The following is a 9626-nucleotide window of genomic DNA, read 5'->3' as shown; positions in this document are numbered from 1 at the left end:
CGCGGACACGGTGTCGTCCGTGTCCGCGGCCCGTACCGGAAGCGGAGTCAGGGCCAGCGCCGCGGCGGCGAGAAGCACCGAGGCGCGGCGCCGCCAACGTCTGGTCCGGGGGCGTGTGCGGGGATCTGACGCCATGGTCACGACCTGCCCTTCAGTGCCATCTGGACATCAAGACATCACGACATCCCATGTCTCATGGAGACTGTCGCAGAAGTGTCCCGCTTTGCGCCGGGTGGAAACAAGGACCGTGCGTCAGGGGATGAGGACGACCTTGCCCCGGTTGGTGCGGGACTCGATGATGGCGTGGGCCTTCGGGGCCTGGTCGAGCGGTATTTCGGCGTGCACGGCGGGACACAGGCGGCCCTCGCCGAAGAGCCGCCACAGCTCGCCGCGGTGCTGTGCGTACGACTCGGGTCGGGTTTGCGAGAAGTGAGCCATGGTCAGCCCGGTGATGGTCTTCGAGCCGGAGAGCAGGGCGTGCGCGGGGACGGTGCCACCGCCGGAGTTGAAGAAGACCAGCCGCCCGGCCGGGGCCAGGGCGGCGAGGGCGCGGGGGAGGAGGTCGCCGCCGACGCCGTCGAGCACCGCGTCGACCGGCTCGCCCCAGGACTCGTCCCCGTACGCCACCACCTCGTCCGCGCCGAGGTCGCGCACGAACGCGGCCTTCGCCGGGTCGCCGACGGCCGCGACGACGCGGCGCACCCCTTGGACGCACGCCAGTTGGACCGCCAGATGGCCGACACCGCTCGCGGCACCCGTGATGAGCAGCGATTCGGCGGGGGAGGGCGCGGCGGCGGCGAGGGCGGCGAGGGCGACATGGCCGCCGCGGACGAGGGCGACCGCCTCCACGGCGGTCGCGCCGTCCGGGATCGGCGAGGCGGTGACGACGGGGGCGGTGGTGACGTCGGCGTAGGAGTCCGCGAACGAGATCGCGCTGACCCGGTCGCCGACGGCGAAGCCGGTGACGCCGTCCCCGAGTGCGGCCACCCGCCCCGCGATGTCGCCGCCGAACGACCCGGGGAGCGGTGTACCGGTGTCCCGGACGCGGCGGACCCCGGGCAGGGTCACGCCGATCGCCTCGGTACGGATCAGCAGCTCGCCGGGGGCGGGCGTGGGCGGATCGGCCTCCTCCAGGCGGAGGACGTCCGGGCCGCCGTGGGCGTGGAAACGGACGCGGCGCATGGGGCCTCCCGGGGCGATGGAATTCATTGGGCGGCCCAACGGTAGCGGGAATCATTGGGAATGCCAACGTTGGTACATCCAATGATGTGCCGGGTACGCTGAGGCCATGCCCGAGACCCCGTTCGCCCCCGCCCGCATCCGCTCCCTGCCCAGCTGGCTCCTCGGCCGCGCCGCCGCCCGCGGGCACCGTCTGGTGGCGGAGGCGCTGGCCCGGGAGGGGATGCGGATGATGCATCACGCGGTGCTGTCCGCCGTCGCGGAGCTGGGACCCGTATCGCAGGCGGAGCTGGGGCGAAGCCTCGGCATCGACCCCAAGGACATGGTCGGGATCGTGGGCGACCTGGAAGGGGAGGGCCTCGTCACCCGCAGACCCGATCCGCGCGACCGCCGGAAGAACGCGATCGCCATCTCGGAGGAGGGCGAGCGGCGGCTGGTGCGGACGCGACGGCTGGGCGACGAGGCCAACGACGAGCTGACGGCGGGGCTGAGCGCGGCGGAGCGCGAGCAACTGATGGCGCTGCTGCGGCGGGTGGCCGAGCCGGACGAGCCGTGCCGCGAGGCGTAGCGGCGGGCGGCAGTCCGCTGGTCGCGGGTCAGTCCGTGGCGGTGGTCGCGGGTCAGTCCGTGGCGGACTGACCCGCCGTGATCACCAGGTCCAGCAGCGACCGCGACGTCTCCAGATCCTCGATCGCGGTCGTCATCCGGTCCCGCTCCCGCCGCAGTTGGCCCAGCAGATCCCGGCAGGTCGGGACCAGCCGCTCGCCGTCGTCGCGGACGCACGGCAGGACCTGGGAGATGACCGCGGTGGACAGGCCCGCGGCGAGGAGGGCGCGGATGCGGTGCACCGTCCGCACATCGGACTCGCGGTAGACGCGGTAGCCGCTGGGCAGCCGGTCGGGCCGGAGCAGGCCCTGCTCTTCGTAGTAGCGCAGCAGGCGTTCGTTCACCCCGGTACGCCGGGACAGCTCGCCGATGCGCATGGACTTCTCTCCTCCGGCTCCCCGACTTCCGCCGTCAGAGTTTACGAGCGCACATCACGTCGTCGAGCAGCGCCTGGACTTCCCGCTCGGCCGCGAGGAGCTGCTCGTCATCGGACGTCGCGCCCGTGGTCATGACCACGACCGAGCGGCGCCCGTGGGCGTCGGTGGTGGCCCTGATCGTGCCGCCCGCCAGGTCACCGCCGTGGCCCCAGCGGTCCCCGCCGCAGGTCAGCGGTTGCTGGGCCAGCCCGAGGCCGTAGCGCATCCCGGGGAAGGCCTTCTCGTAGTCCGCGTTGACGGCGACGGTCCGGCGCATCTCGGCGAGCTGCGGCGGCAGCAGCAGCTCCCCGCCCAGCAGCGCGGTGTAGAACCGGTTCAGATCGTGATCGGTGCTGATCAGGGAGCCCGCGGGGCCCGCCCAGTTCACATTGCGGACGGTGGTGTCGGTCCACTCGGTCGAGCCGGGGAAGCGCTTGTACGTATGCGCGTGCGGACCCCGCAGATAGGGGTTGTCGCCGGGCGCGTACGTGCCGGTCAGGCCCAGCGGGCGGACGATCCGTTCATGGACCTCCTTGTCCCATGACTTCCCGGTGACCTTCTTGATGATCATTCCGGCGAGGAGATAGCCGGGGTTGGAGTAACTCCACTGCGGATTCGGCTCGTCCTCGGCGGCGGGCGGGAAGTCGGGCCGGTGCTTCATCGCTCCGGCGACGATCTCCGCGGGGTCGATGTGGCGGTACCGGTTCTGCTCGAACGCCTCGGCCGTGTCCCCGGTCTCCTCCGTGGGGTCGTAGCGGTAGATGCCGCTGGTGTGCTGGAGCAGGTTGCGCATGGTGATCCGGCTGCCGTCGTTGCCGTTGCCGCCCACCACGCCCGGCAGCCACTTCTCCACCGGATCGCTCAGCGACAGCTCCCCCTCGGCGACCAACTGGAGCACGACCGTGGCCACGAAGGTCTTGGTGACGCTCGCGGCCCGGTAGTTCGCCCCGTACGGCATGGGGCGGCCGGTCTTCCGCTCGGCCACGCCCGCCCGGGCGCGGACCTCGCGGCGGCCGTCCCGTACCTCCACGGTGATGCCGGTGTATCCGGCGTCCCGGAGGATCCGGGTCACCCGCTGGTGCAGCTCCTTCGAGGTGAGCGTGGTGGGCGCGGCGGACGCGGTGCTGTGGTCGGCCGTGGCCGCCGGGACGGAGGCGGCGCCGACGAGGAGGGCGGCGGCCGCCGTGGTGGCCGCGGCGAGACGTAAACGGGCTGTTCTGATACGTCTGTTCATGTCGCCCCAGCCTGCCGGGGCGAGGGGGCCCGGACCATGGAGACGGCCCCCGGGCCCGGGTGGGGGCAGGCCCCGGGCCCTGGTGGGGGCAGCCCTACGGTGTGGCAGGCGCCGTCAGGCCGAGGAGCCACTGTCCACGACCAGGTCGGTGCCGACCACGGAACCCGCCGCCGGGGAGGCGAGGTAGAGGACCGCCGCCGCGATCTCGTCCGCCTCGGCGAGCCGGCCCAGCGGGGTCTGCGTCTTCATCCGCTCGACACGGTCGGCCTCGGTCTCGCCGGGCAGCAGCGACATGGGGCCGTCGGAGGCGCCGGGGCTGACCGCGTTGATCCGGATGCCCTGGTGAATGTGGTCGAGCGCGGCCGCCCGGGTCAGCGCGGCCACCGCCGCCTTCGAGGTGCTGTACGCGCCGACGCCCGGAACCCGGAGGTGGGCGCCGAGGTTGGACGAGACGTTGACGATGGCCCCGCCGCCGTTCTCCTTCATGTGGGCGATCTGGTGCTTCATGGCCAGCCAGACGCCCGTGACATTGGTGCGCAGCACCGCGTCCCAGTCCTCCTCGCTGACCTCGCCGACCGGCCCCTGGCCGCGGAGTATCCCGGCGTTGTTGACCGCGATGTCCAGCCCACCGAAGCGGCTGACGGTCTCGCGCACCAGATCGCGCAGTCGGCCGGAGTCGGTGACATCGGCGGTGACGGCGGCGGCTCGGCCGCCCGCGGCCTCGATGAGGCGGACCGTCTCGGCCAGGGTGGCTTCGGTGCGCCCCGCGGCCACGACGGACGCGCCCTCGGCGGCGAAGGCGAGCGCGATGGCACGGCCGAGGCCGGAGCCCGCGCCGGTGACGAGGGCGGTCTTTGCGGTGAAGCGGTTCATCGTATGGCTCCTTGTGCGGTGGAGGAGGGACGGCTCCGCTGGACGCGGAGGTTCAGGGCGGCGGCGGCCGCGAGCGCGGCCCCCGTCGCGGCGAGGGAGAAGGAGTCGCTGCCGAAGGTGAGCACGATGGCGAAGACCACCGTCGGACCCAGCTCCATCGCCGTGTTCAGCACCCCGCCGGCGAGCCCGGTCCGCCCGGGCGGCACGCCGTCGGTGGTGAGGACCGCGGCCCCGGCGAAGGAGGCCGCCGTACCGGTCGGCAGCAGCATCAGCCCGGGCAGCAGCCCCGACGCGTACGGGGTGTGGGGGTCGAGCCCGGTGAGGGCCAGCAGCACGAGCCCGGCAGCGGCCGTGGCCAGCCCGGCGGCGGTGACCTTCCGGGGGCCGAAGCGGGCTATGAGCCCTCCCGCCGACCGGCCCGAGGCGAGCAGGGCGACGGCGAACGGCAGGAAGGCGGCCGAGGTCCGCAGCGGGGACCAGTCACGGTCCTGCTGGAGGTGGAGCGAGAACGTCACGAAGGTCATCGCGGTCGCGCAGGCGCTCAGCGCGATGGCCGCGAGGGCGAGAGCCCGCTGCCGGTCCGCCAGGAAGCGGGGCGGCAGGAGCGGATCTCCGGCCCGGCGCTCGGCGTACCAGAACGCGGTGAGCAGCGCGGCCCCGAGGAGCAGCGGCACCAGCACCCCGGCTGACGACCAGGGCAGGGCGTCGGTGACGACGAGCCCGTAACTGGCGAGCGTGATCCCCGCGGTGGCCAGCAGCGCGCCCGGCAGATCGAGCGTCCGGCCCGGGGTCGGCGCGGTGTCCGGAAGCAGCCGGGGCGCGAGTGCCAGGGCGGCCGCGGCCACCGCGAACGGTACGGCGAAGCTCCAACGCCAGGACAGCAGTTCCGCTATGACGCCGGAGAGCACATTGCCCGCGGTCGCGCCGAGCACCGAGAGCCCGCCCCAGGACGCCATCGCCCTCCCGTACGTCGCGGGGGAGGGGAAGACGGCGCGCAGCACGGCCATCGCGGCGGGCGCGATCAGCGCCGCCCCCGCGCCCTGGGCGAAGCGGGCCGCGAGGAGCGTGCCGATGCCGGGGGCGAACGGGGCGGCGGCCGAGGCCGCGGCGAAGAGCGTGAGTCCGGCGCCGAGGGCTCGCCTCCCGCCGTAGCGGTCGGCGATGCGGCCACCGAAGAGCAGGAGCCCGGCGAAGGTCAGTCCGTAGGCGGCGCTCAGCAGGATCAGATCGGCGCGCTCCAGGCTGAATGCGCGCCCGATCTCGGGCAGCGGCACGGCGATCGCGGCGAGCGTGAAGATCAGCGTGATCTGCACGGAGCCGAGCAGGGCGAACGCCCGGCGCCGGCGCGTGCCGGTGGTGATGCCGGTGCCAGTGGCGGTACCGGTGCGGGTACCGCACGGCGGCGTATCCGTGGCGGTCATCTCGTCCCCCAATTTTTGACCGATCGGTTTAATATGCGGGCATGGAAGCGGGCATGGAAAAGGAACAGCTGCTCATGGAAAAGGAACGGCTGCTGTTGTGCCGTGTGTCGTAGGGAGGGTTGGCCCCGGGGTCGGGCTTCAGTCCAGCAGTGTCAGCGCCTGCTCCGCCGCGTCCCGTACCCGGGCGGGGTCGTCCGACGCCTTGCCCACCACCCGTAGTCCCTGGAGCAGGACGAACAGCATCCGCGCCAGCGCGCGGGGGTCGCGGTCCTCGGGAAGCTCCCCCTGGGCCTGGGCCCGTATCAGCGCGGAGTGCAGCGGGGTTTCCACATGGTCCCAGCTCACTTCCACTCGGCGGGCCATCACCGGGTCGTGCGGGGCCAGTTCGGCCGCGGTGTTGGTCACCAGGCAGCCTGCCAGCCGCTGCTCCGGGGATGCGGCCTCCTCGGCGAAGCGGTGCACCAGCGCCCGCACCGCGGGCAGTGCGGGGCCCGGCTGGGACAACTCGGCCAGCAGGGACGGATCGCGCGTCTCCGCGTAGCGGTCCATCGCCTTCAGATACAGCTCGCGCTTGTTTCCGAAGGTCGCGTAGATGCTGGCGCGGCCGATGCCGAGGTGCTCGACGAGGTCCGCCATCGAGGTCGCTTCATAGCCGCGCTGCCAGAACAGCTCGAGAGCCGACTGGAGCGCGGCCTCCGGATCGAATTCCTTCGTTCTGGCCATGCGGAAACCCTAGCACCCATCCAGAACGATCGGTCAATAATTCGTTCGGGTGACAGTGCCGTCAGGCGCCGCCGACCGCCGTCGGCAGGGCGAGCCGGTGCTCGCCCGCGTACACGTTCATCGACGTGCCGCGCAGGAAGCCGACCAGCGTCAGCCCCGCCTCGTCCGCCAGGTCCACGGCCAGCGACGACGGCGCCGAGACCGCGGCCAGCACCGGGATCCCCGCCATCACCGCCTTCTGTGCCAGCTCGAAGGAGGCCCGGCCGGAGACCAGCAGCACGGCCCCGGACAGCGGCAGCAGCCCCTGCTGGACGGCTCGCCCGACCAGCTTGTCCACCGCGTTGTGGCGGCCCACGTCCTCCCGTACGTCCAGCAGCTCGCCCTCCGGCGTGAACAGCGCCGCCGCGTGCAGCCCGCCGGTGCGGTCGAAGACGCGCTGCGCGGCACGCAGCCGGTCGGGCAGGGCGGTCAGGGTCTCCGGGGTGATGCGGATGGGGGCGTGAGTATCGTCCAGCCGCCAGCGCGCCGTGGTGCGGACGGCGTCCAGGCTGGCCTTGCCGCACAGGCCGCACGACGAGGTCGTGTAGACGTTGCGCTCGAGGGTGATGTCGGGGACGGGCACGCCCGGGGCGAGCTTCACGTCCACCACGTTGTAGGTGTTGGAGCCGTCCTCGGTCGCGCCCGCGCAGTAGACGATGTTCGCCAGTTCGTCCGCGCTCCCGAGCACGCCCTCGCTCACCAGGAAACCGGCGGCCAGCGCGAAGTCGTCGCCCGGTGTGCGCATGGTGATCGCCAGTGGCCGTCCGTTCAGCCGGATCTCCAGCGGCTCCTCGGCCACCAGGGTGTCCGGGCGGGTGCTGACCACCCCGTCCCGGAGGCGGATGACGCGGCGTCGCTCAGTGACCCGTCCCATGTCGATCAGTCCCGGTTCTGTGCGTGGGTTGCGTGCGTGGATGCGTGCGTGCTGGGAGGTCTCATTGTCCTGCACGTGGCCCTGAGGCCGTAGCCCCGGTATGCGTAAACTGTAGACAATAACCAATCCGGGAATCCGGCCGACACCGATCCACAGGGGGCGCGATGCTGTCCAAGGGGCTGCCGCAGGGCGCGGTGCCGAGGCTGGAGCGGCCCGGGCCGCTGCGCGAGCGCGTCTACGAGGCGCTGCTCGAACTCATCACCACCCGCGCCCTCCGCCCCGGCCAGCACCTCGTCGAGAGTGAACTGGCGAGCCAGCTCGGCGTTTCCCGGCAGCCGGTGCGCGAGGCGCTCCAGCGGCTCAACACCGAGGGGTGGGTCGATCTGCGCCCGGCGCAGGGCGCGTTCGTCCACGAGCCCACGGAGGAGGAGGCCGATCAGCTCCTCACCGTCCGCACCCTGCTGGAGGCCGAGGCCGCGCGGCTGGCCGCCGCGGGCGCGGGACCGGAGGGGGTCGCGGCGCTGGAGGAGGTGTGCGCCACCGGTGAACGGGCCGTCCTGGACGACGACGTGGACGGCGCGGTGGCCGCGAACGCCGAGTTCCACGCCACGGTGATGGCGCTCGCCGGGAACGCGGTGCTGGCGGGCCTGGCCGCCCAGGTGCACCGCCGGGTCCGCTGGTACTACACCCCGGTGGCCCGGCAGCGCGGCAAGCAGTCCTGGACCGAGCACCGCGAGCTGATCGCCGCCATCGCGGAGCGCGACGAACGGCGCGCCACGGAGATCATGCGCGCGCACACGGAGCACACGCGCCGCAGCTATCACGAGCGCCCCAGCGACTGACCGCCGAGCGTACCGGCGCCGCCGAGCGCGCCGGCGACTGACCCGACCGCCGGTCGGGCCCGTGCCCGCGGCCTCAGCCGCGGGTCCCGTCCATACGCTCGACCGCTTCCTTGGCCTCCTTGAGGTCCGCGTTCGTGATCTCGCGGTACTCCTTGATGGCCTGGATCTTCTTGTCCTCGCGCAGCAGGGCCGTCACCCGCTCCATGCCCGGCTCCTCCTGACGGATGCCCAGGTGGTCGAGGATCAGATCCGCCTTGCGCTCCAGTCGGGCGTTCCGGCGCTCCAGCCGCTTGAGGCGGGCTTCCAGGCTGCCGTACACCAGGACGACGACCACGAGGGTGGCATAGCTGGCTATTTCCATGATCGGAATGATAACGGCGCGGCCCTGACGAGAAATCGCCCCTGCCTCACCTCTAGTTTGTCCTTCCGCAGGAGAAAGTCCGCATGGATTGCGGCGCAAGTTCTTCCCACTCCCGACAACCGCTGCTACGTTCCCCGTGAAAGCCCGACCATGTGCATGCCGATGACGGCGGGAGGGGCGGCGTGAGGCGCATGACGGCACGACCCGCGAACGCGCATCAGGCCCGGCTGCTCCGCCTGTTGCGCGACGGCGGCCCCAACTCCCGGGCTCAACTGGGCGATCAGATCGACCTCTCGCGTTCCAAGCTCGCCGTCGAGATCGACCGGTTGCTGGAGACCGGGCTGGTGATCGCCGACGGCCTCGCCGCCTCACGGGGCGGGCGCCGCTCGCACAACATACGGCTCGCGCCCGCCCTGCGCCTGCTCGGCGTCGACATCGGCGCCACCTCCGTCGACGTGGCCGTGACCAACGCGGAACTGGAGATTCTCGGCCACCTCACGCAGCCCATGGACGTCCGCGAGGGCCCGGTCGCGGTGTTCGAACAGGTGCTGGCCATGGCCGCCAAGCTCCGCGCCTCCGGCGTCGCGGAGGGATTCGACGGCGCGGGCATCGGAGTGCCGGGCCCCGTCCGGTACCCCGAGGGCGTGCCCGTCGCGCCGCCGATCATGCCGGGCTGGGACGGCTTCCCCGTACGGGAGGCGCTCAGCCAGGAACTGGGTTGTCCCGTCATGGTCGACAACGACGTGAACCTCATGGCCATGGGGGAGCAGCACGCCGGAGTCGCACGCTCCGTCAAGGACTTCCTCTGCGTCAAGATCGGCACTGGTATCGGCTGCGGCATCGTGGTGGGGGGTGATGTCTACCGCGGTACGACCGGCAGCGCGGGCGACATCGGACACATCCAGGCCGAGCCCGACGGCCGCCCCTGCGCCTGCGGCAACCACGGCTGCCTGGAGGCCTACTTCGGCGGCGCGGCCCTCGCCCGCGACGCCGAGGCCGCCGCCCGCGACGGCCGCTCCGCCGAACTCGCCGCGCGGCTGGAGGCCGTGGGGCACCTC

11 protein-coding genes are annotated in these 9626 nt (G+C 72.4%); 3 read left to right on the top strand and 8 right to left on the bottom strand.

Features of this window, described 5'->3' with window-relative positions; translation table 11 throughout:
* Positions 1-252 precede the first annotated feature (252 nt).
* Positions 253-1182, bottom strand: a complete 930-nt coding sequence (locus EEJ42_RS12185; RefSeq protein WP_123099964.1) for a quinone oxidoreductase family protein — start codon at positions 1180-1182, stop codon at positions 253-255.
* 106 nt (positions 1183-1288) lie between these two features.
* Here EEJ42_RS12185 and EEJ42_RS12180 point away from each other — a divergent pair, with 106 nt between their 5' ends.
* The gene (locus tag EEJ42_RS12180) at positions 1289-1747 is read left to right on the top strand and encodes a MarR family winged helix-turn-helix transcriptional regulator (RefSeq protein WP_123099963.1); all 459 of its coding nucleotides are present in this window, start codon (positions 1289-1291) and stop codon (positions 1745-1747) included.
* 52 nt (positions 1748-1799) lie between these two features.
* Here EEJ42_RS12180 and EEJ42_RS12175 read toward each other — a convergent pair whose 3' ends face one another.
* From EEJ42_RS12175 to fdhD, 6 genes are all read right to left on the bottom strand, one after another.
* The gene (locus EEJ42_RS12175; RefSeq protein WP_123099962.1) at positions 1800-2162 is read right to left on the bottom strand and encodes a MerR family transcriptional regulator; all 363 of its coding nucleotides are present in this window, start codon (positions 2160-2162) and stop codon (positions 1800-1802) included.
* A gap of 34 nt (positions 2163-2196) precedes the next feature.
* Positions 2197-3435, bottom strand: a complete 1239-nt coding sequence (locus EEJ42_RS12170) for a serine hydrolase domain-containing protein (protein ID WP_123099961.1) — start codon at positions 3433-3435, stop codon at positions 2197-2199.
* 114 nt (positions 3436-3549) lie between these two features.
* A complete protein-coding gene (locus EEJ42_RS12165) occupies positions 3550-4308 on the bottom strand; it encodes an SDR family NAD(P)-dependent oxidoreductase (RefSeq protein WP_123099960.1) in 759 nt (252 codons plus the stop codon).
* The gene (locus EEJ42_RS12160; protein ID WP_246096389.1) at positions 4305-5729 is read right to left on the bottom strand and encodes an MFS transporter; all 1425 of its coding nucleotides are present in this window, start codon (positions 5727-5729) and stop codon (positions 4305-4307) included. The genes EEJ42_RS12165 and EEJ42_RS12160 overlap by 4 nt, the downstream gene beginning before the upstream one ends.
* 138 nt (positions 5730-5867) lie before the next feature.
* Positions 5868-6452 (bottom strand): TetR/AcrR family transcriptional regulator, encoded by a 585-nt coding sequence (locus EEJ42_RS12155; RefSeq protein ID WP_123099959.1) that lies wholly within the window; start codon positions 6450-6452, stop codon positions 5868-5870.
* A 61-nt stretch (positions 6453-6513) separates the two neighbouring features.
* Positions 6514-7365 carry a formate dehydrogenase accessory sulfurtransferase FdhD gene (gene fdhD, locus EEJ42_RS12150; RefSeq protein WP_123099958.1) on the bottom strand — a complete coding sequence of 284 codons (852 nt, stop codon included), beginning with the start codon at positions 7363-7365 and terminating at the stop codon, positions 6514-6516.
* Between the two features lie 164 nt (positions 7366-7529).
* Between fdhD and EEJ42_RS12145 the strand changes: the two genes are divergently transcribed.
* A complete protein-coding gene (locus EEJ42_RS12145) occupies positions 7530-8207 on the top strand; it encodes a GntR family transcriptional regulator (protein ID WP_123099957.1) in 678 nt (225 codons plus the stop codon).
* 73 nt (positions 8208-8280) lie between these two features.
* Here EEJ42_RS12145 and EEJ42_RS12140 read toward each other — a convergent pair whose 3' ends face one another.
* Positions 8281-8568 carry a ribosomal protein L7/L12 gene (locus EEJ42_RS12140; protein ID WP_123099956.1) on the bottom strand — a complete coding sequence of 96 codons (288 nt, stop codon included), beginning with the start codon at positions 8566-8568 and terminating at the stop codon, positions 8281-8283.
* Positions 8569-8759: 191 nt separating this feature from the next.
* On the opposite strand from EEJ42_RS12140, the gene EEJ42_RS12135 reads away from it, so the two are divergent.
* On the top strand, positions 8760-9626 hold an 867-nt coding region (locus EEJ42_RS12135; protein WP_148081924.1), incomplete at its 3' end, for an ROK family transcriptional regulator.

It is taken from the genome of Streptomyces botrytidirepellens (assembly GCF_003721215.1).
GTDB lineage: Bacteria > Actinomycetota > Actinomycetes > Streptomycetales > Streptomycetaceae > Streptomyces > Streptomyces himastatinicus.
The sequence above is the reverse complement of the archived record's forward strand: the minus strand, read 5'-3'. Positions and strand labels throughout refer to the sequence as shown.